The 25,320-nt window shown below is 61.7% G+C and carries 22 protein-coding genes; 12 read left to right on the forward strand and 10 right to left on the reverse strand.

The window, feature by feature from the left end:
• Positions 1–193: 193 nt before the first annotated feature.
• Positions 194–1,207: a penicillin-insensitive murein endopeptidase gene (mepA, locus tag BM216_RS04505; protein WP_244530096.1), complete on the reverse strand. Its 1,014-nt coding sequence runs from the start codon at positions 1,205–1,207 to the stop codon at positions 194–196.
• Between the two features lie 221 nt (positions 1,208–1,428).
• Here mepA and BM216_RS04510 point away from each other — a divergent pair, with 221 nt between their 5' ends.
• From BM216_RS04510 to pncB, 7 genes are all read left to right on the forward strand, one after another.
• Positions 1,429–3,273 (forward strand): extracellular solute-binding protein, encoded by a 1,845-nt coding sequence (locus tag BM216_RS04510; protein WP_092995660.1) that lies wholly within the window; start codon positions 1,429–1,431, stop codon positions 3,271–3,273.
• Between the two features lie 160 nt (positions 3,274–3,433).
• Positions 3,434–4,522, forward strand: a complete 1,089-nt coding sequence (locus tag BM216_RS04515) for a microcin C ABC transporter permease YejB (RefSeq protein ID WP_092995663.1) — start codon at positions 3,434–3,436, stop codon at positions 4,520–4,522.
• Positions 4,522–5,670, forward strand: a complete 1,149-nt coding sequence (locus BM216_RS04520; RefSeq protein WP_092995666.1) for an ABC transporter permease — start codon at positions 4,522–4,524, stop codon at positions 5,668–5,670. Before BM216_RS04515 ends, BM216_RS04520 begins: the two co-directional genes overlap by 1 nt.
• Positions 5,671–5,674: 4 nt before the next feature.
• Positions 5,675–7,303: an ABC transporter ATP-binding protein gene (locus tag BM216_RS04525; RefSeq protein WP_092996919.1), complete on the forward strand. Its 1,629-nt coding sequence runs from the start codon at positions 5,675–5,677 to the stop codon at positions 7,301–7,303.
• Between the two features lie 32 nt (positions 7,304–7,335).
• Complete coding sequence (locus BM216_RS04530) at positions 7,336–8,286, forward strand: 2-hydroxyacid dehydrogenase (protein WP_092995668.1); 951 nt, start codon at positions 7,336–7,338, stop codon at positions 8,284–8,286.
• 102 nt (positions 8,287–8,388) lie between these two features.
• Positions 8,389–8,703, forward strand: coding sequence for a hypothetical protein (locus BM216_RS04535; protein ID WP_092995671.1), 315 nt, complete (start codon positions 8,389–8,391; stop codon positions 8,701–8,703).
• 166 nt (positions 8,704–8,869) lie between these two features.
• Positions 8,870–10,174, forward strand: a complete 1,305-nt coding sequence (gene pncB, locus BM216_RS04540; protein ID WP_092995674.1) for a nicotinate phosphoribosyltransferase — start codon at positions 8,870–8,872, stop codon at positions 10,172–10,174.
• 72 nt (positions 10,175–10,246) lie between these two features.
• On the opposite strand, the gene BM216_RS04545 is transcribed toward pncB, so the two are convergent.
• Entirely contained in the window at positions 10,247–10,645 is a 399-nt protein-coding gene (locus tag BM216_RS04545; protein ID WP_092995676.1) for a DUF1236 domain-containing protein, read from the reverse strand.
• Between BM216_RS04545 and BM216_RS33260 the strand changes: the two genes are divergently transcribed.
• The 4 genes from BM216_RS33260 to BM216_RS04560 all read left to right on the forward strand — a co-directional run bounded on the left by BM216_RS33260 (position 10,632) and on the right by BM216_RS04560 (position 13,862).
• On the forward strand, positions 10,632–10,844 hold the full coding sequence (locus BM216_RS33260; RefSeq protein ID WP_143102725.1) for a hypothetical protein: 213 nt from the start codon (positions 10,632–10,634) through the stop codon (positions 10,842–10,844). The genes BM216_RS04545 and BM216_RS33260 overlap by 14 nt on opposite strands.
• Positions 10,845–10,955: 111 nt before the next feature.
• Positions 10,956–11,351, forward strand: a complete 396-nt coding sequence (locus BM216_RS04550; RefSeq protein WP_092995679.1) for a response regulator — start codon at positions 10,956–10,958, stop codon at positions 11,349–11,351.
• Positions 11,352–11,412: 61 nt separating this feature from the next.
• Positions 11,413–12,420, forward strand: coding sequence for an NAD-dependent epimerase/dehydratase family protein (locus BM216_RS04555; protein ID WP_092995682.1), 1,008 nt, complete (start codon positions 11,413–11,415; stop codon positions 12,418–12,420).
• A 233-nt stretch (positions 12,421–12,653) separates the two neighbouring features.
• Positions 12,654–13,862, forward strand: coding sequence for a glycosyltransferase family protein (locus BM216_RS04560; protein WP_092995685.1), 1,209 nt, complete (start codon positions 12,654–12,656; stop codon positions 13,860–13,862).
• Between the two features lie 14 nt (positions 13,863–13,876).
• Here BM216_RS04560 and BM216_RS04565 read toward each other — a convergent pair whose 3' ends face one another.
• From BM216_RS04565 to BM216_RS04590, 6 genes are all read right to left on the reverse strand, one after another.
• The gene (locus BM216_RS04565; protein ID WP_092995688.1) at positions 13,877–15,019 is read right to left on the reverse strand and encodes a glycosyltransferase family protein; all 1,143 of its coding nucleotides are present in this window, start codon (positions 15,017–15,019) and stop codon (positions 13,877–13,879) included.
• The gene (locus BM216_RS04570; RefSeq protein WP_244530077.1) at positions 15,016–16,281 is read right to left on the reverse strand and encodes a glycosyltransferase family 4 protein; all 1,266 of its coding nucleotides are present in this window, start codon (positions 16,279–16,281) and stop codon (positions 15,016–15,018) included. Before BM216_RS04570 ends, BM216_RS04565 begins: the two co-directional genes overlap by 4 nt.
• Positions 16,282–16,367: 86 nt before the next feature.
• A complete protein-coding gene (locus tag BM216_RS04575; RefSeq protein ID WP_092995694.1) occupies positions 16,368–17,543 on the reverse strand; it encodes an ABC transporter permease in 1,176 nt (391 codons plus the stop codon).
• Positions 17,540–18,538, reverse strand: a complete 999-nt coding sequence (locus BM216_RS04580; RefSeq protein ID WP_092995696.1) for an ABC transporter permease — start codon at positions 18,536–18,538, stop codon at positions 17,540–17,542. Before BM216_RS04580 ends, BM216_RS04575 begins: the two co-directional genes overlap by 4 nt.
• Positions 18,535–20,439, reverse strand: coding sequence for an ABC transporter substrate-binding protein (locus BM216_RS04585; RefSeq protein ID WP_092995699.1), 1,905 nt, complete (start codon positions 20,437–20,439; stop codon positions 18,535–18,537). The genes BM216_RS04580 and BM216_RS04585 overlap by 4 nt, the downstream gene beginning before the upstream one ends.
• Complete coding sequence (locus BM216_RS04590) at positions 20,436–22,319, reverse strand: ABC transporter ATP-binding protein (protein WP_092995702.1); 1,884 nt, start codon at positions 22,317–22,319, stop codon at positions 20,436–20,438. The genes BM216_RS04585 and BM216_RS04590 overlap by 4 nt, the downstream gene beginning before the upstream one ends.
• Before the next feature lie 189 nt (positions 22,320–22,508).
• Between BM216_RS04590 and BM216_RS04595 the strand changes: the two genes are divergently transcribed.
• Positions 22,509–23,402 (forward strand): glycosyltransferase family 32 protein, encoded by an 894-nt coding sequence (locus tag BM216_RS04595; protein ID WP_244530078.1) that lies wholly within the window; start codon positions 22,509–22,511, stop codon positions 23,400–23,402.
• Positions 23,403–23,405: 3 nt separating this feature from the next.
• Here the strand turns inward: BM216_RS04595 and BM216_RS04600 are convergent, their stop codons facing one another.
• Complete coding sequence (locus BM216_RS04600) at positions 23,406–24,146, reverse strand: polysaccharide deacetylase family protein (protein WP_092995705.1); 741 nt, start codon at positions 24,144–24,146, stop codon at positions 23,406–23,408.
• 3 nt (positions 24,147–24,149) lie between these two features.
• Entirely contained in the window at positions 24,150–25,238 is a 1,089-nt protein-coding gene (locus BM216_RS04605; protein WP_092995708.1) for a glycosyltransferase family 4 protein, read from the reverse strand.
• Between the last annotated feature and the right edge of the window lie 82 nt (positions 25,239–25,320).

Here is a 25,320-nt window from a genome sequence, read left to right on the forward strand (position 1 = left end):
GATTGATTTTTCGGCGCGCAAGTCGAAGGGATCTAACTAGGGCGCGCCGACCTCGATGAACAACGCTTCGCGATAGAAATCTTCTCGAATTTCTGTTGCGAAGCGTAGGCGTTCTAGCCTGCCGGAATGGATATGGGAAGGCTGGCGATCATGATGGCGTTTCGATCAACGCCAAGTGGTGGTGGAGTGACCGTCAGCGCAGCGGCCGCTCGCGTGGCACCGGAACGTCGGCCGGCACATCTGTCGGATCGGCCGCGATGGCGTTGAGTTCGCCGACTGCGGCAGGTGCTGCCGACTGACTGGAATACGCCATGGCCGGACCGCCATAAGTGGCGTCTTCCTCCGAGCGGGATTTGCCGGCAAGCACGGCCGAGCAGGCTTTGGGCAGGTCCGACAGCATGACCTGGCGCGGCTTGACCGGCTTCTTGTTCGGGTCGGCCGGTTTCGGCGGAGCCCAGGGCTCCTTGGTGAACCACCAGGCCAGCGCCTTGCTGTTGCAGTCGTCGGTGCTCGGTGTGGCAGCCTGTCGCTCGCAGCCGGCCGCGCCCGGCGGGCAGTTCATGCGGATATGGAAATGCTCGTCATGCCCGTAGACTGGGCGCACCTTGCCGAGCAGGCTGCGGTCGCCGGTCCAAGTCTCGCAGAGCTTCTTCTTGATCGCCGGATTGACGAAGACGCGCTGTACCTGCGGATAGCTCGCGGCCTGCATGACGAGGCGCGCATGGGTGCTGGTCCAGCGGCGGTTGTCGACGGTGAGAAACTTGCTCTTATCCAGCATGGAGGTGAAGGGAAGGTCTTCTCGCTGCTGCATGCTCATCGCCTGCGCTGGCTTTGGCGTGAACCAGACATCCGCATCGAGACCGATCTGGTGCGAGGCGTGCCCGCTCGGCATCGGGCCACCACGGGGCTGGGAAATATCGCCGACGAGAATGCCCGTTCCCCAGCCGATCTGGGCGGCATCGCGTGAAAATTGTTCCAGAAGCTCGATCATAGCCGGATTGCCCCAGCGCCGGTTGCGTGACAGGCGCATCGCCTGCCAGGTCGGCCCGTCGGTGGGTAGCGCCACCGCGCCGGACATGCAGCCCTTGGCGTAGAAGCCGAGAGGCGAAGGCGATGCCGCGTTTGGCAGCTTGACCGAGCCGAACAGCTGCTTGGCTGTCTTTGCCTCCTGGGCGAGCGAGGTCTCGGCAAGGCCACCGCAGAGCATTGCCGCTGCCGTCAGTCCGAGGATGATTTTCGAGATCGATTTCATATATGTCTGCCGCAAATCACTTCACCCTCAAGCTTACCGTGAAATGCGAATTTGGTGAAATGGAGATCTGTCGTCGGCCATAGGCGCGATAAATCGCTTGTGAGCGGGTGCTCCTGTTTTTTGCCGTCATTTACCCTATGCTTCGCTGCAACGCGAAAGACATAAAGGGATATCGCATGGGTTTGGCTCAACGGTCCGCGGCACTTCTTCTCTCCATCGCATTGGGTGTTACCGCCCTCGGCTCTTCGGCCGGAGCACAGGATGGCGGGGAATGGAGAAACGGGATCGCGACGATTGGCGAGCTCAAATACAAGCCCGATTTCTCCCATTTCGACTACGTCAACGCCGAAGCGCCAAAGGGCGGTGCGCTGAGGCTCTCCGCCGAGGGCGCCTTCGACACGCTGAACCCCGTTCTGGCAAGAGGCGAGGCCGTTTCCGGCCTCGGTGGTGTCTTCGAAAGCTTGATGGTGGCATCCGACGACGAGCTGTCCTCCATGTACGGCTTGCTGGCGGAAGCCGTTAAACATCCGGCGGATTATTCCTCAGTGACCTTCAGACTGCGGGCCGAAGCCAAATGGGCCGACGGCCAGCCTGTCACGCCGGAGGATGTGATCTTCAGCCTCGAGAGCGCCAAGAAGGGCGATCCGCAGATGGAGTTCTACTATCGCCACGTCACCAAGGCGGAAAAGACCGGCGAGCGCGAGATCACCTTCACCTTCGACGAGCCCAACAATCGCGAACTGCCGCAGATCGTCGGCCAGCTCGTCGTCGTTCCGAAACACTGGTGGGAGGCGAACGGCGCTGACGGCAAGCCACGCGATATCACCCGCACCAGCCTCGAGATCCCGATGGGCTCCGGGCCCTACAAGGTAGCCTCGGTCTCTCCGGGTGCCGCGATCAATTACGAGCTTCGCGACGACTATTGGGGCAAGGACCTCAACGTGAATGTCGGCCAACACAATTTCCGCACCATCATCTACCGCTACTACGCAGACCGCGAAGTGATGTTCGAGTCCTTCCGCTCCGGCAACGAGGACTACTGGTGGGAGAACCGAGCCCAGCGCTGGGCGACAGGCTATAATTTTCCCGCCGTGCAGCAGGGCCGCATCAAGCGCGACGAGGTGGAGAACGAGTACCGCAAGGCCGGCGTCATGGTTGGCTTCATCTTCAATCTTCGCCGCGAAAAATTCGCAGATCCCAAGGTGCGCGAGGCCTTGAACTATGCCTTCGATTTCGAGGAACTGAAGCGCACCATCTTCTACAATTCCTATGACCGCATCGACAGCTTCTTCTATCGCACCGATCTCGCCTCTTCGGGTCTGCCGGAAGGGCGTGAACTGGAAATCCTCAACGAGGTCAAGGACAAGGTTCCGGCCGACGTCTTCACCAAGCCCTATGTCAATCCGGTCAATGGTGATCCGGCCAAGCTCCGAGAAAACCTTCGCAAGGCCGTCGGCCTGCTGCGCGAGGCGGGCTACGAGCTGAAGGGCAACCGCATGGTCAATGCCAAGACCGGCCAGGCGCTGTCCTTTGAGATCATGCTCGGTGGACCGACGATCGAGCCGGTCGCGCTGGCCTTTGCCCGGAACCTGAAGATGATCGGCGTCGAGGCGACGGTGCGCAGCGTCGAGCAGTCACAGTTCACCAACCGCTGGCGCGCCCGCGATTATGACGTCATGTACAATGGCTGGGCCGAAAGCATCAATCCAGGCAATGAGCAGGCGGAATACTGGGGATCCGACGCCGCCAAGCGCGAAGGGTCGCAGAACTACAGCGGCATCAGCGACCCGGGCGTGGATGCGCTGATCCGCAAGGTCATCTTCTCCAAGGACCGCGATGATCAGGTGGCTGCCGTCAAGGCGCTGGACCGTGTCCTGCTGGCCAATCACATCATCGTACCGACCTATTCGTCGAAGACGTCGCGCATCGCCTTCTGGGATACCGTCGCCCATCCCGATCCGCTGCCGGAATATTCGATCGGACTGCCGAGCACTTGGTGGTCTACCAAGGCCGGCAAATAAGGGCCAAGTCTTGCGTCGACAGGCGCGAACTGTTCCATATGACGGATCGGTTGATTCGCCGAACCGGCCAATAACGAAGCCCGAAAACGAAGGAAGTACGCTTGATCGTTGCGCAGACCCGTGGTGAGAAAAACTCCACTCATCTGGACGGTGGGTTCTGATGGGAGCCTATATTCTGCGCCGCCTGCTGCTGATGATCCCGACCATCGTTGGCATCATGGCAATCTCCTTCCTCGTCGTGCAGTTCGCACCGGGCGGCCCGGTCGAGCAGGTCATCGCGCAGATCCAGGGTCAGGGCGACAGCGCGGCCGACCGTCTGAGCGGCTCGGGTGGTGATCTCTTCGGCCAGCAGGGCGGCAATGAAGGCAACTATCGCGGCGCGCAGGGCCTCGATCCGGAGTTCATCGCGCAGCTGGAAAAGCAGTTCGGCTTCGACAAGCCGCCGCTCACCCGCTTCCTCGACATGATGTGGAACTATATCCGCTTCGATTTCGGCGAGAGCTTCTTCCGCAACACCTCGGTCATCGATCTCATCATCGACAAGCTGCCGGTATCGATCTCGCTCGGCTTCTGGATCCTGATCGTTTCCTACATGATCTCCATCCCGCTCGGCATCCGCAAGGCGGTCAAGGACGGTTCGGCCTTTGACGTCTGGACCTCGGGCATCGTCATCGTCGGTTATGCCGTGCCGGGCTTCCTATTCGGCATCCTGCTGATCGTGCTTTTTGCTGGCGGATCCTTCTTCGACTGGTTCCCGCTGCGCGGGCTGACATCGGACAATTTCGACCAGCTTTCCTGGTGGCAGAAGATCATCGACTATTTCTGGCATCTCGCCCTGCCGCTGATTGCGCTGTCGCTCTCGGCCTTCGCCACGACGACGCTGCTGACCAAGAACTCCTTTATCGACGAGATCAAGAAGCAGTATGTGACGACCGCCCGCGCCAAGGGCCTGAACGAGCGGCAGGTGCTTTACGGCCACGTCTTCCGCAACGCCATGCTGATCGTCATTGCCGGCTTCCCCGGTGCCTTCATCTCCGCCTTCTTCACCGGCTCGCTTCTGATCGAGAACATCTTTTCGCTCGATGGCCTGGGGCGTCTCGGCTACCTGTCGATCATCAACCGCGATTACCCGATCGTCTTCGGCACGCTCTACATCTTCTCGCTGATCGGCCTCTTCGTCAGCCTGATCTCCGATCTGATCTATACCTGGATCGACCCGCGCATCGATTTCGAGCGGAGGGACGTCTGATGGAAGCTTCCACCGTAACCGCCGTCAGCAAGTCCGCCGCAGCGCCGAAGCGCCCGTGGATCTCGCCGGCCAACCAGCGCCGCCTGGCGAATTTCCGCGCCAACAAACGCGGCTATTGGTCCTTCTGGATTTTTCTGGTGCTGTTCTTTGCCAGCCTCTGCGCCGAATTCATCGCCAATGACCGGCCGATCATCGCCTCCTACAAGGGCGAGATCCTCTATCCGGTCTTCGTCGACTATCCGGAAGAGAAGTTCGGCGGCTTCCTGGCGACGACCGACTATCGGTCGGACTTCATCAGCCAAGAGATCGACGCCAACGGCTGGGCGGTCTGGCCGCCGATCCGCTATTCCTACCAGACGGTCAATTCCAATATCCCCCATTCGGCGCCCACGGAGCCCTTCTGGTTGATGGCCAGGGAAGACCGTTGCACGGGTTATCCGCAGGGCGACCAGGACCCGAACTGCAACTGGAGCAATCTCAACTGGCTCGGAACCGACGATCAGGCGCGTGATGTGACGGCGCGGATGATCTATGGTTTCCGCATCTCGGTCCTGTTCGGCCTGGCGCTGACCATCGCGTCGGCGGTTATCGGTGTTACCTCGGGCGCGGTGCAGGGCTATTTCGGTGGCTGGACCGATCTTCTGATGCAGCGTTTCATCGAGATCTGGTCGTCGATGCCGGTTCTCTACATCCTGCTGATCATCGCCGCGATCCTGCCGCCGGGCTTCTTCGTGCTGCTCGGCATCATGCTTCTGTTCTCCTGGGTCGGCTTCGTCGGCGTGGTGCGCGCCGAATTCCTGCGTGCCCGCAATTTCGAATATGTCCGGGCAGCCCGCGCGCTCGGCGTCGGCAACTGGACGATCATGTATCGTCACCTCCTGCCCAACGCGATGGTGGCGACCCTGACCTTCCTGCCCTTCATCCTGTCGGGATCGATCGCAACGCTCACCTCGCTCGACTTCCTCGGCGTCGGCATGCCGCCCGGCTCGCCGTCGCTCGGCGAAATGATCGCCCAGGGCAAGAACAACCTGCAGGCGCCCTGGCTCGGGCTGACGGCCTTCTTCACCATGTCGATCATGATGTCGCTGCTGATCTTCATCGGCGAGGCGGTGCGCGACGCCTTCGACCCGAGAAAGACGTTCCGGTGACATGATGACAGACGCTCTTCTCTCCGTTCGTGACCTTTCCGTCGCCTTTCACCAGGGCGGCACGGAAACGCTCGCCGTCGACCGTGTGTCCTTCGATATCAGGCCGGGCGAGGTGGTTGCGCTGGTCGGTGAATCCGGCTCAGGAAAATCCGTTTCGGCCAATTCCATCCTGAAACTCCTGCCTTATCCGGCCGCCAGCCATCCTTCGGGCGAAATCCTGTTCGATGGCAAGGATCTGCTCAAGGCATCGGATGCGGAACTGCGCCGGGTGCGGGGCAACGACATCACGATGATCTTCCAGGAGCCGATGACCTCGCTCAATCCGCTCCATACGATCGAAAAGCAGATCGGCGAGATCCTCGAAATGCACCAGGGGATCAGCGGCAATGCGGCCCGCACGCGCACGCTCGAACTGTTGAACCAGGTCGGCATCCGCGAGCCGGAAAAGCGCCTGACCGCCTATCCGCACGAACTCTCCGGGGGCCAACGGCAGCGCGTGATGATCGCGATGGCGCTCGCCAACCGCCCGAAACTGCTGATCGCCGACGAGCCGACGACGGCGCTCGACGTCACGGTGCAGGCGCAGATCCTCGATCTCCTGCGCTCGCTGAAGGGCGAGCATGGCATGTCCATGCTGTTCATCACCCACGACCTCGGCATCGTCAGGAAATTCGCCGACCGGGTCTGCGTCATGACCAAGGGGAAGATCGTAGAGGAAGGCTCGGTCGCCGACGTCTTCGAACGGCCGCAGCATCCCTATACCCAGCATCTTCTCGCCTCCGAGCCGCGTGGCGAGCCGCCGGTTGCCGATCCCGAGCGTCCCGTGGTGATGGAGGCCAAGGATCTGCGCGTCTGGTTCCCGATCAAGGCGGGCTTCCTGCGCAAGGTGGTCGATCATGTGAAGGCGGTGGATGGCATCGACCTGACGCTGAGGGCGGGCGAAACGCTCGGCATCGTCGGCGAATCCGGATCCGGCAAGACGACGCTCGGCCTCGCGCTGACGCGGTTGATCGCGTCGGAAGGGCGGATCGTCTTCATCGGCAATGCCATCGACGGTTATTCCTTCAAGCAGATGCTGCCCTATCGAAACCGCCTTCAGGTGGTCTTCCAGGACCCCTTCGGTTCGCTCAGTCCGCGCATGCCGGTGGGCGAGATCATTGCCGAGGGCCTCAAGGTGCATGAGCGCGGCCTGTCCGCCAATGAGCGCGACGAGCGGGTTTCCTGGGCGTTGAAGGAGGTTGGCCTCGATCCCGAAACCCGCTGGCGTTACCCGCACGAGTTTTCCGGTGGCCAGCGGCAGCGCATCGCGATCGCCCGCGCCATGGTCCTGAAGCCGCGCTTCGTCATGCTGGATGAGCCCACATCTGCGCTGGACATGACGGTTCAGGCGCAGGTCGTCGACCTGCTGCGCGACCTGCAGGCCAAGCATGATCTCGCCTATCTCTTTATTAGCCATGACCTGAAGGTCGTGAAGGCGCTGGCGAACCATGTTATCGTCATGCGCATGGGCAAGGTGGTGGAGGAGGGGCCGTCGGAGGAAATCTTCCGCGCGCCGAAAGAGGACTATACCCGCGCGCTGATGGCCGCCGCCTTCAATATGGAAGCCGTCGAGAACGGTGCCGTCGGCCAATAGCGTGGCGAGAGGCAACAAGCGAGGGAACTGTAGTGTCTGAGAAGGGCGCGGTCGTCATCGACCTGAAATTCGAACGCCGGGAAATCGACAGGGCGCTGTCGAACGCTTTTGAGGGGCGCAAGGTGCTGCACGCTTCCGACAAGTCGGCCGATCTTTCCGATGCGCGTTATGCGGTGCTTTGGAAACCGGATCTCGACCTTTTCCAGCGGGCGCCGAACCTGCAGGTGCTTTTTTCGGGCGGCGCCGGCGTCGATTCCATCCTCACGGTCCCCGGCCTTCCCGACCTGCCGATCGTCCGTTTCGTCGACGAAAGCCTCACCACGCGGATGAGCGAATGGGTTGTTCTCCAGTGCCTGAGCCACTTGCGCCAAGTCCCGGCCTATCTCGGCCAGCAGCGCTCGCGCGTCTGGCGTGAACTGCACCAGCCCGAGGCGAAGGAGCTTACGGTCGGCATCATGGGTCTCGGTGTTCTCGGGCAGGATTCGGCCCGCAAGCTGAAGATCATGGGATTCGACGTGATCGGCTGGTCGCGCACCCGCAAGACGATCAATGGTATCGAGACATTCGATGCCGGCGAACTCGATGCCTTTTTGGGGCGGACCGATATGCTCGTCGGTCTTTTGCCGCTGACGGAAGAAACCCGCGGCATCTTCAATGCATCTCTGTTCTCGAAACTGCGTCAGGGCGGCGCGCTTGGAAAGCCCGTCTTCATCAATGCCGGGCGGGGCGGAAGCCAGGTGGAGGCGGACCTGATCGCGGCGCTCGAGGGTGGTATCCTCGGCGGCGCGTCGATCGATGTCTTCAATGAAGAGCCGCTGCCGGCCGACAGTGCATTCTGGGCGATGGACAATGTCATCGTCACGCCCCACGCGGCCTCGGCTTCCGATGTCCGGGCGCTGTTCCGCAATGCGGAGATCCAGATGGAACGCTTCGAGCGGAACGAGGCGCTGCAGCATCTCGTCGACAGGACGACCGGTTACTGACGTAGCCTCCACGATCTGAAGTCGGCTGGCGGGAACGAATGCCGCCGGCCGTTCGTTTCTTCTGTATGATCCGGCGTCGCCGGCGACAGGAGGAGCGCAGCAATGGAGCCTGAAGACCGGACGACCCGTCATCCCAATCCTATCGGCTCTCCGATCGAGGAGACGGCGACAGAAGCCCGCCAGGGGCGCAAGGGCACGCCGGTGCTCAAGGTTCTGGTCGCTGCCCTGATCCTGGCTGGGATCGCCTGGGCCGGTGCGGAATGGTGGGGCGAATCCACCGATCCGCCGGCCGAACAGACCGCAACGCCGCCCGCCGGGGAAAATACGCCGGGCAATTCCGGTGCAGCGCCGAGCAATGCGCCGGTGACGCAGCCGGATGCGCCAGCGACCAATGATCGGCCAAGCGGAAATCCCTAAGGGCGCTCCGTGCAATATCACCGGCTGCCGTATCGCTTCGGCCGAATTGCGTTCTGGACTTATCCCGGCTTTTGCCGATAGAACTTGCGCCCGGGTTTCGACACGCGGTCGATCCCTGATGCACTGAAGCGGTGGAGCCGGCCGGGTGGCCGGAGCAGGGGCAGGCATGACCAAGACCGATATCGCGACCAGAGTGTATAATCACAGCTGGAAACTCGATCCGATCATCCGCAGTCTGATCGATACCGACTTCTACAAACTTCTGATGCTGCAGATGATCTGGAAACTTTATCCGGATGTCGATGCAACCTTTTCCGTCATCAACCGCACGACCAGCGTCAAGCTGGCGGAGGAGATCGACGAGGGTGCCCTGCGCGAGCAGCTGGATCACGCCCGAACGCTGACCTTGTCGAAAAAGGAAATGATCTGGCTGGCGGGTAACACGTTTTATGGCCGCAAGCAGATATTCGAGCCGGAGTTCCTGAACTGGCTTTCGACCTACAGGCTGCCGGAATACGACCTTTCCAAGCGCGACGGACAATATGAGCTGACCTTCCACGGCCGATGGATGGACACGACCATGTGGGAAATTCCGGCGCTCGCCATCATCAACGAGATGCGCTCGCGCTCCGCCATGCGTTCGCTCGGCTACTTCACTCACGACGTGCTTTACGCCCGGGCCAAGGCCCGCATGTGGGAGAAGGTCGAACGTCTGCGGGCACTTCCGGGCTTGAGAATTTCCGATTTCGGCACCCGTCGGCGCCACTCGTTCCTCTGGCAACGCTGGTGCGTGGAAGCGCTGAAGGAAGGTATCGGCAGCGGTTTTACTGGAACCAGCAACGTGCTTCTGGCAATGGATTCCGATCTCGAGGCGGTCGGCACCAACGCGCATGAACTGCCGATGGTGGCGGCAGCCCTTGCCCGCACGGACGAGGAACTCGCCAATGCGCCCTATCAGGTATTGAAGGACTGGAACCGGCTCTATCACGGAAACCTGCTGATCGTGCTGCCGGACGCCTTCGGAACGGCAGCCTTCCTGCGCAACGCGCCGGATTGGGTGGCCGATTGGACCGGCTTCAGGCCGGACAGCGCCCCGCCGATCGAAGGCGGCGAGAAGATCATCGAATGGTGGAAAAAGATGGGGCGCGATCCCAAGAGCAAGCTGCTGATCTTTTCCGACGGGCTGGATGTCGACGCCATCATCGATACCTATCGCCATTTCGAGGGACGCGTCCGCATGAGCTTCGGTTGGGGCACCAACCTCACCAACGACTTTGCCGGCTGCGCGCCGATCCAGATCGACGGTCTGAAGCCGATCTCGGTTGTCTGCAAAGTGACCGATGCGAACGGTTATCCGGCGGTAAAACTGTCCGACAATCCGCAGAAGGCGACCGGCGAGCCATCGGAAGTCGAACGCTATATCCGTTTCTTCGGCGAGGAAGATCGGGTGGAACAGACGGTCCTCGTTTGAGATCCTGCCTCCTGTAAATCGCGCATAAGAAAGCCCCGCTTCGAAATCGGTTCGGAGCGGGGCTTTGAAATTTTACTCAAGGACCTGCACGACGGTGTGGGTCTGCGGATCGACGATGACCCGCTGGTTGTTCACCACCGTATAGGAATATTGGGTATTGCTCGGTACCGGTGTCAGCACGACGGTTTCGGGAACCGGCTTGCCGACAACGATCGGCTGCTCGACGGTCACGGCCGTCGTCGGCGCCGGCTGCTGCTCGACATAGGTGACGACTTCACGCGGCGGCGGGTCGATCGCCGAGCCGGCGATTGCGCCGGCAACACCGCCTACTGCGGCACCGACAGGGCCACCGACGATGGCGCCAGTCACTGCACCGCCGGCTGCGCCGTTGACGGTGCTCTGTTGTGCGCTGGCCTGGCCGGCAATAGTTGCGGCAAGAATTGCGCAGGAAGCGAGAATGATGCGTTTCATTTTTCTTCTCCTGTTTTCACGCCCGGCCAAAGAACCATTCAGATGCGTGAACCGTTCCGAACTTGAGTTCACCTTCAGTGATGCGTTGAAACGTTTGGAGAGCGCTGAACGCTACTTCGGCCGCGCGACATATGTCTTCTGTATGCGCGGTTTCATTGGCGTGGGGCGTCGTCTGGGCGGTGAAACGCTGCGGGCGTAACCCGGCTAAAGCGCGGTATCGACTGCGAAAAATAAAGCTTGCGACACTTCCGCCTATTGCCAAGCCGGCCCGCCAAGCTATTTGCCGCCTCAGTGATGTGAGGAGACGCTCGTGGAATATCGCTTTCTGATCGTCGAAGACAGTCTGCTGGTTGCCATGGATATCGAGGATGCCGTGCAGCGCAGCGGGCACGATGTTGTCGGCATCGCGCCGGACATGAAAGTGGCGCTGAACTATACGCGGGAAACCGATATCGCCTTCGTCGACGTGCGGCTTGCTGACGGCGAGACCGGCCCGGAGATTGCGAGGGTGCTCGCCGAATACGGCATCGTCGTCATCATGATCACCGGCAATCCCGGCGTGGTCGCCTCGGGCGTAAACGGCGTCGTCGGCGTGATGGCAAAGCCCCTGACCGACCAGGCCTCGATGGATCTCATTCAGTTCGCCGTCGACCGCAAGAACGGCAAGCCCGGTGTTCCACCGGCAAGGCTTCGGCTTTTCCATTAACGGTCGTTGCTTCGATCCCTTGGATTGATTAAGTGATCTTGATCAGGCGGCGGAAGCACATATGCGTTTTTTCATTACGGGTACGGCGGGTTTCATCGGGTTTCATCTCGCCCGCAAGCTGTTGCAGGATGGTCATGAGGTCGTCGGCTATGACGGCATGACGCCTTACTACAGTCTCCGCCTCAAGGAAGCCCGCAATGCGGGCCTCGTCCAGTTTCCCGCTTTCCGCTTCGTTGAAGGCATGCTGGAGGACAAGGCGCTCCTGAGCGAGACCGTCACGTCGTTCAAGCCTGACGTCATTGTCCATCTCGCGGCGCAGGCCGGCGTTCGATACAGCCTGGAAAATCCCAAGGCCTATCTGGACTCCAACCTTATCGGGTCCTGGAACATCCTGGAAATCGCGCGCGAAGCCAAGGTAGGCCACCTGATGCTCGCATCGACCTCTTCGGTCTATGGTGCCAATCCGGATATTCCGTTCCGTGAAATCGACAAGGCCGACGAGCCGCTCACCTTCTATGCCGCCAGCAAGAAGGCGATGGAGGCGATGGCGCACAGCTATGCCCATCTCTACAAGATCCCGACGACGGCCTTCCGCTTCTTCACCGTCTACGGCCCTTGGGGCCGGCCGGACATGGCGCTCTTCAAGTTCGTCAAGGCGATGATCGACGACCAGGAGATCGAGGTCTACGGCGAAGGCAAGATGAGCCGCGACTTCACCTATATCGACGACCTTGTCGATTCCATCGCCGATCTGGCGAGCGTTCAGCCGGTGGAGGGAAATCGCGTAGCAAGCATCGATACGCTGTCGGCGCAGGGTCCCTTCCGCACGGTAAACCTCGGTGGCGGGCAGCCGGTCGGGCTTCTCGATTTCATCGATGTGATCGAGCGTGTGATGGGCAAGCCGGCGCGTCGCAAGATGCTGCCGATGCAGCAGGGCGACGTGCCACGCACTTTCGCCAGCCCCGATCTTCTCCTGGCGCTGACGGGCCGCAAGCCGGAAACCGGCCTTGAGGTCGGTGTTGAAGCATTCGTGCGGTGGTATCTCGATCACCGCGCCGAGATCGACTGAACATCCTTGGCATAGGAAGCGCCGGATAACGATGGTATCACGTCTCCCGGAAGAGGCTTGCCGCATCGACCTTCGCGTCCCAATTCATCTATTCAGGCCAGTTCGCGACTGCAGGATTGTCCAAGACGTGATGGTGCATTCGTTCCAGCCTGCAACCGGCTGGCTTGGATTCATTTTTGAAAGAATTTATGTTGCCGCGAAAGGCGGGTCAGATGTTACCAAAGGTTAAGGGCATGTCAGAGGGTTTCAGAGATGCCCGCATCCTCATGTACAGCCATGACACTTTCGGTCTTGGCCATATTCGCCGGTGCATGACGATCGCTAACCACCTGGTTGAGACCTTCCATGGCGCCCATGTTTTGATCATCTCGGGCGCCACGATTGCTGGTGCCTTCGACTACCGTTCGCGCGTCGATTACGTGAAGATCCCGAGCGTCATCAAGCTGCGCAACGGCGATTACACGTCGATGGACGAGCATATCAATCTGGAAGAGACGCTGGAAATGCGTCAGGCGATCATTCGCCAGACGGCCGAATCCTTCCAGCCCGACATCTTCATCGTCGACAAAGAGCCACTCGGCCTCAGGCGGGAAGTGGAAGACACGCTGGCCTATCTGAAGAGCCGCGGCACGCTTCTGGTTCTCGGTCTGCGCGACGTCATGGATGCGCCGCATCTGCTCGATGCCGAATGGCGGCGCAACGACGTGATGGCGAAGATCGACCAGCTCTACGACCACGTCTGGGTCTATGGCCCACCGGATTTCCACGATCCTCTCGTCGGTCTCGACGTGCCCGCCTCGCTGCGACGGAAGATGACATTCGTCGGGTTCCTGCAGCGCAAGGCCTGGGCCCGGCCATTGCCGGCGGCCAATCGGCGGGGAGACTACATCCTCGTCACGACCGGCGGTGGCGGCGACGGGTTCGAGCTCGTCCGCGACGTTATCAACGCCTATCGTGCCGATCCGACACTGACTGAAAGGGCACTAATCGTCCTTGGCCCCTATATGCCGGGCGAGCAACGTCAGGCGCTGAAGCAGGCGGCGCAGGAACATAGCTGTCTCGAGGTGATCGAATTCGACAACCGCATGGAGCACCTGATCGCCAATGCCCGCGCGATCGTCGCCATGGGGGGATACAACACCTATTGCGAGATACTGTCCTTCGACAAACCGGCGCTGATCATCCCGCGCATGGTGCCCCGCCAGGAACAGCTGATCCGCGCCATGCGTGCCACCGAGCTTGAACTCGTCGCCATGCTGCATCCGGATCATTCGCCGGACGGCCTGCGGCTGTCGCAGGCCATCAAGTCGCTTCTGGTCCGCGAGCCGCCGTCCGTGACGGCACCGCATTTCCGACTGGAAGGACTGCCGAACCTGTCGGCTATCGTGCAGGAATGGCTCGAAGGCAAAGCGCCGGGCTATCTATCCGTCGTCGAGAACTGAGTTTGGGCTAAGCTTCAGCCGGCGTGGCGAAGCTCCTTGCGCAGCAGCCGTGCCGTTTCCCGCGCACCATCCATCTGCAGGTCGAGTTCCGCGGAGCCGCGCTGTGCAAGCGCGGCCTCGATGCCGGCCGCAACAGCCTGCGGCGTGATCGAGGCTTCGTCCACCATCTGCGCCAGGCCGAGTTCCTGGAGCTTGGCGGCGCGGACGGATTGCTCCGTTTCGCCACCGGCCGCGAATGGAACGAGCAGGGCGCCGCATCCGGCTCTCAATATATCGCAGACGGTATTGTAGCCGGCCTGTGAAATCGACAGCTCGGCACTCGCGAGCAATTGGCGAAAGTCGCTCCTGAAGCGGAAGACATCCATGTCGTCGCCACTCTGGGCGGACAGGCCCTCGAAACTTTCCTGATCGAGGTTCGGCCCGGCGATGACGCACCAGCGGCCGGGATCGGGCAGCAGGCTGCGGGCCGCGACAGCCGCATTCAACAGCTTGTGCCCGACTGCGCCACCCCCGGCCGAAACGACGACTCGATATATTTCAGGCGAGGCGATCGGCGCCGGCGGAGCGACGAGACCCGTATAGAGGATCTTCTCGTCGATCTGGTCCGCAAGCGGAAAGGTATCTTTGATCTGCGTCAGGTTCCGATCGCCATGGACCAGCACGCGATGAAAATGCTCCTTCACCAGTGCGACGGTCTCCTCGTCGCGGCCGGGCTTCTTGTTGGTCTGCAGGATATCGCGGATCGAGGCGAAGAGCAGGGGTTTGGGCTGCATCTTCTTGAGCGCATTGAGCAGCGGCAGAAGCTCGAAGCGCATCTGCCGGCGCCCGAACGGGAAAGCTTCGGTGATGACGATATCAGGCTGGGTATCGGAGAGGATTGCGAGGAGCTGTTCGGCACGCCGGTGCTCGCCTTCCGCATCGAGCGGAGTTCCATTCGCGTCCTGCAATCCCGAAAATCCTTCACGGGACGTCACCTCCGGAACAAGTGCGACATGCCTGATGCCAGGGCCGGGAAAGCCCGGCACGGGAAGCCCGCCTGTGACCATGGTCACATCAAAGCCATCCTCGGCCAAAGCGGATGCGACGAGGCTCGCCCGGGCGATATGGCCGATCCCGAGCAGATGCTGGACATAGAAGAGCACGCGTGGGGATGTCATGGATGTAACTCCTTGGCGTTTCGGCCTTCATAGGCGGAGGAGAACAGCACCTCCAGGTCCCTGATGCTGGTGCGGTGGTCGAAATGGCCGCGGACCTTGGCTTCCGCATTCGCAGCCATCCGGTCGCGCTCCGAAGGGTTACGAATTGCCTTTTCGAGGGCGTCGGCCAGTGCCTGCGGATTTTCCGGCTCGACGAGCAGGCCGTTTTCGCCATCGACGAACAGTTCGGGAATGCCGGAGATCGTCGTCGATATGCAGAGGATCCGCTGGCTCGCCGCCTCGACCAGCACATTCGGCAGCCCGTCGCGGTCGCCGTCCCTGCCGATCCGACAGGGCAGGGCGAAGATATCGGCCTTGCCGTAGTGTGCCAGCACTTCCTGCTGCGACATCGATCCGTGCCAACGCACCCGATCCGACAGCCCGAGCTCTTCTGCGAGCGGCTTCAATGTCCTGAGTTCGTCGCCGCCGCCGACATGATCCAGCCGCCAGGAAAGATCTGCAGGAAGCAGGGCCAGCGCGCGCAGCAGGATGTCGAAACCCTTCTTCGGCACGGCGCGTCCGACGGCCAGAACGGCGATAGGGTCGTTCGGATCCGAACCGTCCCGTCTCGCGGGCGCCCTGTCAGGGGCAGGGAAGCGGTCGAGGTTCAGTCCGTGATAGCTGAGATGCACCTTGTCAGGGCTCAGCGACAATGCGCGCAGATGTTCGGCCCCGCCGCGGGTGCAAGTCACGGTCCAGTGGGCGTCGGTAAGCTTGTCGCTCAGTTCCCAGTCCGGGCTCGTCCAGATGTCCTTGGCATGGGCGGAAACACTGAACGGCATGGCGAGGAGCTGGGACGTATAGCGTGCGACAGCGGCCGGCGTGTGGATGAAATGGACGTGCAGCCAGTCCGCCCCTTCCGGCCATTCGCGGGCCAGAACCAGAGCCTGCCCGAAGCGGCGGAAGCGGTTGCGGCTGATATCGCGCGGCAGGTCCTTCAGGAAGGCCGCTGCCGCCTTGCGGAAGGTGGGCTTGCCGATCCAGTGCAGAAGCGCTTTGGCGACCCGTAGCGGCTCCTCGTGGAGATATTCCGGCAGGTAGTGGACCGGCGCCTCGATCTCGTCGTGGACGGGATGTCGCTTCTTGTCGGTCGGGCGGCGCATGGACACGAGCTCGAGCCGAAAGCCGGCGAGTTCGAGGCCACGCAATTCCTGGGCGATGAAGGTTTCCGAAAGGCGCGGATAGCCCTTCAGCAGCACGACCATCTTATTGGGTATGTTCAAAGTCGATCCTATGCGGTCTTGCGCGGCGGGCCCTGAAAACTTGGCCAGCCGCAAAGCAGTATCCGCCGATCACCGGGTCCGCAAGATCAGTGATAGGGGTCGGCGGCGTCGCGCAATCCATCTCCCAGGAAGTTGAAGGCGAGGATGACGAGAATGACCGGAATGACCGGAATGAGCAGCCACGGATAGAGCGCCACGACATTGACTGTGCGCGCCTCGGTGAGCAGCACGCCCCAGCTTGTTACCGGTGGCCGCAGGCCGAGCCCGAGGAAGCTCAGCGTCGTCTCGCCAAGGATCATGCCGGGAATGGTCAGTGTCGCGCTGGCGATCAGGTGCGACATAAAGCCGGGGATCAGATGCCGGCCGATGATGCGCCAGTGACCGGCGCCCATCAGCTGCGCGGCGAGAACATAGTCCTCCTCACGCAGGGACAGGAGCTTGGATCGCACCGCGCGCGCCAGGCCCGTCCAGTCGAGCAGCCCGAGGATGAAGGTGATCCCGAGATAGATGACGAACGGGCTCCAGTCGGCCGGCATGATCGCGGCCAGTGCCAGCCAGAGCGGAATGCTCGGGATCGACTGCAGCACCTCGATGATGCGCTGGACGACGAGATCGAACTTGCCGCCCCAGTAACCGGCAAGCCCGCCGATCAGGATGCCGAGCACGAAACTGGTGGTGATGCCGAGCAGACCGATCGTCAGCGAGATGCGCGCGCCGTAGATGACGCGGGAGAGCACGTCGCGTCCCAGCCGGTCGGTGCCGAACAGGAACATCTGGCCGCCTTCCGCCGGGCAGACGAGGTGCCGCTCGGCAGAGATGAAGCCCCAGAACTGATAGCTGTCGCCCTTGCAGAAGAAGCGCAGCGGCTGGACCTGGTTCGGATCGTCGCGATAGACCCGCTTCAGGTTCTCCATGTCCAGTTCCATCGTCCGGCCATAGACGAACGGGCCGACGAAGGAGCCCTCGTGGAACCAGTGCACCGATTGCGGCGGCGCATAGATATTGTTCATGTCGCGCGTGTGCAGATTATAGGGCGCCAGGAATTCCGCGACGATGATCGACAGATAGGCGATCAGCAGGAATATGCCGGAGATCAGCGCCAGCCGGTGGCGCCGGAAGCGCCACCACATCAGTTGCAGCTGAGAGGCCTGCTTGGCGATCGCCGCACCTTCCACGCCCTTGTCAAAGGCATAGGGGTCGAAGGGTGCTGTCGAGACGTAATGCGGCAATGGCTGGCCGTCAGGGGGCAGTTGCATGCTCATCGCGTCTTGCCTCCGTAAAGCCTGATGCGTGGATCGAAGAGGGCAAGCGCGATGTCGGAGATCAGGACCCCGACAACGGTCAGTACAGCGAGGAACATCAGGAACGAGCCGGCGAGATACATGTCCTGCGTCTGCAGCGCCTTGATCAGCATCGGTCCAGTCGTCTCGAGCGAGAGCACGACAGCGGTGATCTCCGCGCCCGAGATGATCTGCGGCAGGATAGAGCCAATGTCGGAGATGAAGAAATTGAGCGACATGCGCAGCGGATATTTGGTCAGCACCTTGAACGGGTGAAGTCCCTTGGCTCGCGCCGTCATCACATATTGCTTGCGCAACTCGTCGAGCAGGTTGGCGCGCAGGCGCCGTACCATGCCCGCCGTGCCGGCCGTGCCGATGATGATGACGGGGATCCAGAGATGTTCGAGGATCGATAGGGCCTTGTCCCAGCTCATCGGCTGGTTGAGGTATTTCTGGTCCATCAGATGGCCGATCGACGTGCCGAACCAGACATTGGCGAAATACATCAGGATCAGGGCGAGCACGAAATTGGGAACGGCTAGCCCGATCAGGCCGAGCAGCGTCAGTCCGTAGTCGCCCCAGCTATACTGGTGCGTCGCGGAGTAGATGCCGATCGGGAAAGCCAGCAGCCAAGTGACGATGATGGTCACGACCGATACAAGCACGGTGAGCCACAGCCGGTCGCCGACGACGTCCGATACCGGCAGCCGGTATTCGAACGAATAGCCGAAATCGCCGACCAGCATGCCGCCGACCCAGTGCAGGTAACGGATCGGCAAGGGCTGGTCGAAGCCGTAACGGGCTCGAAGCTCATCGATTTCCTGCATGTCGGCGCTTTCGCCGATCGCGCGCATTTCAGCGACATAACTCTCGAAATAGTCGCCAGGCGGCAACTCGATGATCGTGAAGACGAGCATCGAGATCAGCACCAGCGTCGGAATCATCACCAGGATCCGCCAGAGTATGTAACGGATCATGCCTGGTTCTCCTCGTACCAGAAGGTATCGGGCATATAGACACCCAGATAGGATGTGGGGTCGAAACCGTAGAGTGCTTTTTCCGGGATGTTGCGCAGCCTGGACGATTTTACCATCGGCTGCAGCGCCTGGTTGACGATGCCGATGGTGAAGACGCTCTGGGTGAAGATATCGAGCATCGAATGCCAGATTGCTTCCCGCTCGGCGTGGGTGCCCGCGGTCTTCCAGTCCTTCATCAGGTCAAGGAGCTGCATCGCCTCCGGCAGGTCCGGCGGGTGGCCATCGCCGCCGCCGGAGAGGAAGTGAAGACCCCATACCGGCCATTGCAGCTGGTCGTCGGCGGTCGGAGCGAGCTCTTTCGGCGACATTTCCGCCGTCGGCACGCCATTGTCCAATCCCATCCAGATGCCCATCAGCGTCTCGCCGCCGATCACGCGCTTGCGGAAGATTTCCCGCTGCGACACGCGGGTGAAGATGGAAATGCCGATGTTAGACCAATGGTCGGTGATCAGTTCCAGCACGTCGCTTTCGAATGTGCTTTCGCCGGCGCTCTCGATGATGATCTTCGCCGGCCGGCCATCGGCAAGAAGCCGCAGCCCGTCCTCGTTGCGCTTGTCCAGCCCGGCCTCGTCGAGCAGTCGGTTGGCTTGCTCGATATCGTGACTTGCCCAGGCCTGCTCGTATTCGGGCTTGAATAGCGGGCTGTCCGGCAGGATCGAATTTCCCGCCTCATGGGCGAGCCCGAAGAAGACCGCCTTGTTGATCTCCTCGCGGTCTATCGCAAGCGACAGCGCCCGCCTGACGCGGACATCCTGGAAGACCTGGCGCCAGCCATCATCCTTGCAGTTGAGGTTGGGGATCAGCGCCACGCGCGACCCTTGCGTCCGTTTCCACAGGTCGACCTTGAGCGGGAAGCGCTTCTCGGCCGCCTTGAGGAAGGTGTAATCGGCAAAATCGACATTGGCGGGCTGCAGGTCGCTGTCGCCGGATCCGGCTTTGGCCGCAATGAGATCCGGCCCGCTGACATTCAGCACGAACTTGTCGATATAGGGCAATTGCAGGCCGTTCTCGTCGACGCGATGAAAATACGGATTGCGCTTGAAGACAAACTGCTGCGCCGGCGGGCTGGTGCTGTTGAACCAGGGATCGAGCGTCGGCAGCGCCGGGTTTTCCGGTCTGACCGTGCGCGACATCTTCTTGTGAAGGTCACCCCACTCCTCGGCCTTGTTCTTCTTCATCAGCTTGGCGAGCGTGTCCGCATCCTGGTAGCGCGGATGGAATTGCTTCAGATAGGCTGAGGGCATCACGATGACGAGCGGGGAGGGGCTGGCAAGCTGGGCCAGGAAATCCGGATTGGGTTCTTCCCAGGTGTAGCGCAACGTCCACTGGTCGATCAGTTCGAACTGCGGCCCCTTGCCGTTGACCCTCAGATCCACCGGTATGCCGCCCTTGTGGAGGTCCCGGTTGTTCATCACGTCTTCCCAGCTGTAACGGAAATCCTCCGTCGTCAGCGGAGAGCCGTCGGACCATTTATGTCCTTCGCGCAGCTTGAAGGTGAAGATCCGGTCTTCCTCCGCCGTATAGCTTTCGAGGATATCCGGCTGGAGGTTGAGTTTCTCGTCGTAGCCGACGAGCCTCGAATAGCCGTTGATCGGCATGAGGCGAATATCGCGCTGGCCACCGATCAGCATGCGCACGACGCCGCCGTGCCGGCCCGGCTGCCTGTTGGCCGCAGACAGATTGACGACGCGGGGATTGAGCGGCAGTCGCGCAGTGACCTCCGGCATCGAGCCATCCTTGACGGCATCGTCGAGTATCCCCGATCCGGTAAATGCCGCCTTGGCACTAAATGGGCTGAATGCCGCGGCCATCAGCCCGAGAACTGTTCTTCGCAAGATCATGGGCGTAACTCCCGCATGTCTGCCTGGGGTTTAGCGAGCACCAGATGGCCCTCGCCGAGATCGAGATGGGTCAGATGCGCCCCGCCTTCATCCTGAACGAAAACAGGGCTCCAGTTCTGGGTCGGCTTCTTGGGAATTTCCAGCGTATCGAGATTGAGCGGGCGATCGAGATCCGGGATGGGAACGGCAGCGATCAGCCGGCGGGTATAGGGATGGACCGGATTGCGCATGATGACTTCGCAGGGACCGATCTCAACGATCTGACCCGCATACATGACGGCAACGCGGTCCGCCATGTAGTTCACCACCGCCAGATTGTGGGAGATGAACAGGTAGGTCAGCCCGAGATCCTTCTTCAAATCCTTCAAGAGGTTGAGGATCTGCGCCTGGATCGACACGTCGAGCGCGGACACCGGCTCGTCGCAGATCAGCAGTTCCGGCCCGAGCGCTAGCGCCCTTGCGATGCCGATCCGCTGGCGCTGCCCGCCGGAAAAGCTGTGCGGGTAGCGGTTCATCGCGCTGTCATCGAGGCCAATGGTGCGCAATAGCCGGCTAACGGCCTCAAGTCGCGTCTGCCGCGAGCCGCGGCCGTGGATTTCCAGACCCTCGGAGATGATCTCCCGGACGGTCATGCGCGGCGACAGCGAAGAGATCGGGTCCTGAAACACCATCTGCACCCGCTTGCGCAGCAGCTCCAGTTCGTCGCCTTTCGCCGAAAGCACGTCGATCGGGCCTTTTTCGCTGTTGAAGGTAACCGAACCGGTATCCGCCGTCAGCCCGCGCATCAGGATCTTGCTGAGCGTGGTCTTGCCGCAGCCGCTTTCGCCGACGAGACCAAGGCTTTCGCCGCGTCGGATGTCGAAGCTGACGTCGTTGACGGCCACGGTCACGCTGCTTTCGCTGCTGCCGATCTTCTTCTTTTTTGCCTTGAAGGTCTTGCTGACATTGCGGACCGACAGGATGACGGGCGAGCCGCCTTCGGTTTTCTTCGACTTGCCCATAAGGTCGGCCGTGTCGACGGCGATTTCCCGCAGCGGCTTCAAGCGCTGCTCGCGGGACATTTCGAATGTCGGTATCGCCGAAATCAAGCCCTTGGGATAGGGATGCGCGGGGCGGCGGAAGATGTCGTCCACCGAGCCGGCCTCCATCACCTCCCCGCGATAGACGACGACGACCTCGTCTGCGAGGTTGGTCACGATCCCGAGGTCGTGGGTGATGAGCAGCATCGCCATGTTGAAGCGCGACTGCAGGTCTCTCAGGAGTTTCAGGATCTGCGCCTGAATGGTCACGTCGAGCGCGGTCGTCGGCTCGTCGGCGATCAGCAGGGCGGGACGGCAGACGAGCGCCATGGCGATCATGGCGCGCTGGCGCATGCCGCCGGAAAGCTCGAAAGGATACATCCGGTGAACCTTGGCCGGATCCTTGAAGCCGACGAGCGACAGCGTCTCTTCAACCCGCTCGCGCTGCTCGGCGGCCGACGATACATCGTGGATGCGCAACGCCTCGTCGATCTGGTTGCCGATCGTATGGAGCGGCGAAAGCGACGTCATCGGTTCTTGGAAGATCATGCCGATCCGGTTGCCGCGGATCGCACGGATCTGGCGCCCGTCCTGCGGCAGCTTCAGGAGGTCGACCGGACCTTCCGTCGTCAGCGGATCGTTGAACAGGACGCGCCCCTGCGTGGTGGCGAGCGGGCTTTCGATGCCGACGATGGTGCGGCCGATCACGGATTTGCCGGATCCCGACTCCCCCACCAGTGCGGTCACCTTACCGGGCTGGATCCGCAAGTTCAGGTTCTTGACGGCCTGGATGGTGCCCCCGAAGACGGAAAAGCCGACGCTGAGGTTCTCGATACGCAGAAGGTCGGGCACGATCGTCATCAAACGCCTTTCGATGGCTGAGACATGTGATTACCTGTTCGGGTTGACGCCAAAACGCTAAAGAGCGTAGCGCAGAGCGGTGAAGTTAGTCCATGGCACGAGAAGGTTGCTGTAACGCTACCGATGATAAACGACGCAGACTACAAAAAGATGCTTGCAGAGGCCAGGAAGCTGATTCTGGCGAGTGAATTGGACGCGGCGCACGATCTTTTGCGACAGATCGAGGCGAAAAACCTCGGAAACGGCGATCCCGCGACGTCTCTCGGCCTGCCCCGGAGGCTCCAGTCGGTGCTGCTGAAGCTTGCCAAGGCAAAGGGCGATGCTGTGAGCAGGATCGCCTATCAGTTCCATCTCGTGCCGCCGCCCGAAAGGCTGGCGCGATATGCAACCTTTTCGGCCGAAGAGCGCAGGGCGATGGTCGAGCTGTCGCGGACAGCCGTTCCGCGCTGCATTCACCAGATATGGCTGGGTTCAAGACCCGTTCCCCCGACCGTCGGTGCATGGTCGGCCCACGCCACCGCCCATGGATATCAGCACAGGCTGTGGCGGGAGGAAGATCTTGCGCAAGCGGGCTATGACCGCCATCCGGCGCTCAGACATATGCTCGACGAAGGCGACTTTCCGGGTGCGGTCGATGTCGCCCGATACATGATCCTGCGGGATATGGGCGGTATCTATCTCGATTGCGACTGGTATCCTGCCCGCTCCAGTGTCACCTTCCACGACTTCCTGCCATTGACCGGCCTGTCCGCCTTTGCCGAGGAAACGCCGCGCAACACCGGGAAGGGCAGCACGCTGCTTGCCAATTCCTTCATCGCGACGCCGCCGGGAAATCCCGTTTTCGCGCGGCTCTGCGACGCACTGACGGCGGTGGTCGATGATCTGGGCGACGTGCCGGCCTGGTGGTCGACCGGCCCCCTCATCTTCACCGTTGTCGCCCGTTCCGGCCCCATCAGCCTTGCCGATGCCGGATTTGTCGCGGCCGCTGCACCGGCCAGCGCTTTGCTGGCCGATCTGGATGCATTGGCGGCGGATAACGAGGCGAGAGGCGGCGGCCTGCTTATTCCATGGAAGCCCTGGTAAGGCTCAGGTTTCGCGCATCAGCTCACGAACGGAAACCCAGTGGCAGGCCGGGTGACCGGCAGTGAGTTCGCACAGGTCGTCCAGAAACCGCCATGCCGCCTCGTCGTGCACGAGGTGATGGGTAAGGATGCCGAGCGGGACATGCGATGCCGTCGCCATCTGCAGATGCGCGGTAGCTTCTGCGTAGAGAATATCGATCGGGCGTCCCCCGCGGGTTCCCTTCCAGTCGATGATATCGACATGGGTATTCACCAGCGGCAGCGGACTATCATCTCGTTCCGGGCCAAACACGGACAGTGCCTGGTATCCGATTTCCGGCAGGTGGGGGATCAGGCCGGCTGCGATCCGGTTCCACGGCGGCACGAGAAGCGGCACGGCCCTGTCGCCGAACAGGGAATTGATGCGGGCGAGCCCGTCGGCAAGCCGCGCGAGAACGGCGGCTTCGCCGCGATGAAGTCCAAGTTCCTGCTTCTTCTCGGGTGCCGGCGCGTGGTTGGCGTGATCCCAGCCATGAACGGCAACTGAGATCGCCGGCAATGCCTTCAGGAGACCGGCAAGGGCGTCGGTCGCGCCAGCCGGGATCGCCGCGATCGTCATCGGTGCAGCCCACCGGGTCGACAGATCGAGAAGACGGGACAGAGCCTCGGTGGGTTCGATCGCATCGTCGTCGCGCAGCCATAGCTGTGCGGTCCGGCTGTCGCGGGCATAGGCATCGAGCGTTTGCAGGAACTGGTTGCGGCTCATGGGCTATCTCACATATCGATCAAGGATCCGGCGCAGGGCTTCCGCCGCACCGGCGATGGATCTTTCTTCCGTCGCAAATCGTCGCGCCTGTTGCCCGAGGCGGGACCTCAGCGCGTCGTCGGTCAGCAGGCGTGCCATGGCTGCCGCGAGCGCCTCGGGGTCGCCGGGAGGCGTCAGCAGGCCCGTGCGATCGTGCTTGACGACCTCCGGCACGCCGGCAATCGCTTCGGCCACGACCGGCAGGCCCATCGCCTGCGCCTCAAGATAGGCAAGTCCATAGGCCTCGCCGTGACCTGGCCAGACGAAGACGGAGCCGCGTGCCAGAAGTGCCCCGACCGCATCCTCCGAAAGCGCTCCCAGCCACTCGATCCTGTCAGGTCCGAACAAGGCGAACGCGGCCTCCACCTCCTGTCGGCATTCGCCGTCTCCGGCGATCGACAGTGTCCAGGGCAGGTCGGCAATCCGGCTTAGGCTTTCCGCCAGCGCTCTGTAGCTGCTCAGCTTGTCACCGGGGCGCATCATCGCGACGATGACAAGCCGCATCGGCTCCGGCGATGGCGTAAGGGCGCCATAAGGCGTGCTGTCGATGAATGGCGGTATGAGTTCGAGGCGGGCACCGGGTGCCGCGGCCTGCAGCCCGTCCATGTCGCGGCGGGTGAAGCAGAGGTTGACAGTCGCGGCGTCGAGGCTCTCGAGCAGCATGTCCTGCGACTGCTTCCATACTCCGAGATTGCGGCGGGTCGAATAGGAGGCTTCGGCATTGATCAGTGGTATGCCGAGACGCCCGCTGACAGCCGGCCCCAGAAGGTCGGGCGCCTTGTAATAGGGATGGTAGGTGAACCAGAGGTCGGGCGCCTTTTGTCCCGAGAACACCGTCATGATGCGCTCGATCTCACGCGCTGCCTGAGCCTTGTTCTCGTCCAGGGCGTCCGGCATGTCCGGCGATCGCATGAAGCTGCGCATTTCGGATGCCACCGCGACATCATGACCGAGAAGACCGAGCGCTCTGATGATGAGCCGCGCCATCAGCCTGTCACCCGACGGTACGGGATGGTTGGGCGACTTGAGGGGCGAATAGAACAGGATTTTCATAGACCTGGCATTGTCTGTAAGGATCATCTCCCTGTGACCCACTCTTGACACGTCGGTGCTTCCATCACAACTGTCGCCTGCT

Source organism: Rhizobium sp. NFR07 (assembly GCF_900111905.1).
GTDB lineage: Bacteria > Pseudomonadota > Alphaproteobacteria > Rhizobiales > Rhizobiaceae > Neorhizobium.

Bases quoted from the DNA above. Each gene is read 5' to 3' on its own strand.
- BM216_RS04555 (WP_092995682.1), top strand. From the start codon at position 11,413: ATGCGTTTTTTCATTACGGGTACGGCGGGTTTCATCGGGTTTCATCTC.
- BM216_RS04575 (WP_092995694.1), bottom strand. From the start codon at position 17,543: ATGAGCATGCAACTGCCCCCTGACGGCCAGCCATTGCCGCATTACGTC.
- BM216_RS04535 (WP_092995671.1), top strand. From the start codon at position 8,389: ATGGAGCCTGAAGACCGGACGACCCGTCATCCCAATCCTATCGGCTCT.
- BM216_RS04580 (WP_092995696.1), bottom strand. From the start codon at position 18,538: ATGATCCGTTACATACTCTGGCGGATCCTGGTGATGATTCCGACGCTG.
- BM216_RS04520 (WP_092995666.1), top strand. From the start codon at position 4,522: ATGGAAGCTTCCACCGTAACCGCCGTCAGCAAGTCCGCCGCAGCGCCG.
- BM216_RS04510 (WP_092995660.1), top strand. From the start codon at position 1,429: ATGGGTTTGGCTCAACGGTCCGCGGCACTTCTTCTCTCCATCGCATTG.
- BM216_RS04525 (WP_092996919.1), top strand. From the start codon at position 5,675: ATGACAGACGCTCTTCTCTCCGTTCGTGACCTTTCCGTCGCCTTTCAC.
- BM216_RS04585 (WP_092995699.1), bottom strand. From the start codon at position 20,439: ATGATCTTGCGAAGAACAGTTCTCGGGCTGATGGCCGCGGCATTCAGC.
- BM216_RS04565 (WP_092995688.1), bottom strand. From the start codon at position 15,019: ATGACATCCCCACGCGTGCTCTTCTATGTCCAGCATCTGCTCGGGATC.
- BM216_RS04605 (WP_092995708.1), bottom strand. From the start codon at position 25,238: ATGAAAATCCTGTTCTATTCGCCCCTCAAGTCGCCCAACCATCCCGTA.
- pncB (WP_092995674.1), top strand. From the start codon at position 8,870: ATGACCAAGACCGATATCGCGACCAGAGTGTATAATCACAGCTGGAAA.
- BM216_RS04590 (WP_092995702.1), bottom strand. From the start codon at position 22,319: ATGACGATCGTGCCCGACCTTCTGCGTATCGAGAACCTCAGCGTCGGC.
- BM216_RS04545 (WP_092995676.1), bottom strand. From the start codon at position 10,645: ATGAAACGCATCATTCTCGCTTCCTGCGCAATTCTTGCCGCAACTATT.
- BM216_RS33260 (WP_143102725.1), top strand. From the start codon at position 10,632: ATGATGCGTTTCATTTTTCTTCTCCTGTTTTCACGCCCGGCCAAAGAA.
- BM216_RS04515 (WP_092995663.1), top strand. From the start codon at position 3,434: ATGGGAGCCTATATTCTGCGCCGCCTGCTGCTGATGATCCCGACCATC.
- mepA (WP_244530096.1), bottom strand. From the start codon at position 1,207: ATGCTCTGCGGTGGCCTTGCCGAGACCTCGCTCGCCCAGGAGGCAAAG.
- BM216_RS04560 (WP_092995685.1), top strand. From the start codon at position 12,654: ATGTCAGAGGGTTTCAGAGATGCCCGCATCCTCATGTACAGCCATGAC.
- BM216_RS04600 (WP_092995705.1), bottom strand. From the start codon at position 24,146: ATGAGCCGCAACCAGTTCCTGCAAACGCTCGATGCCTATGCCCGCGAC.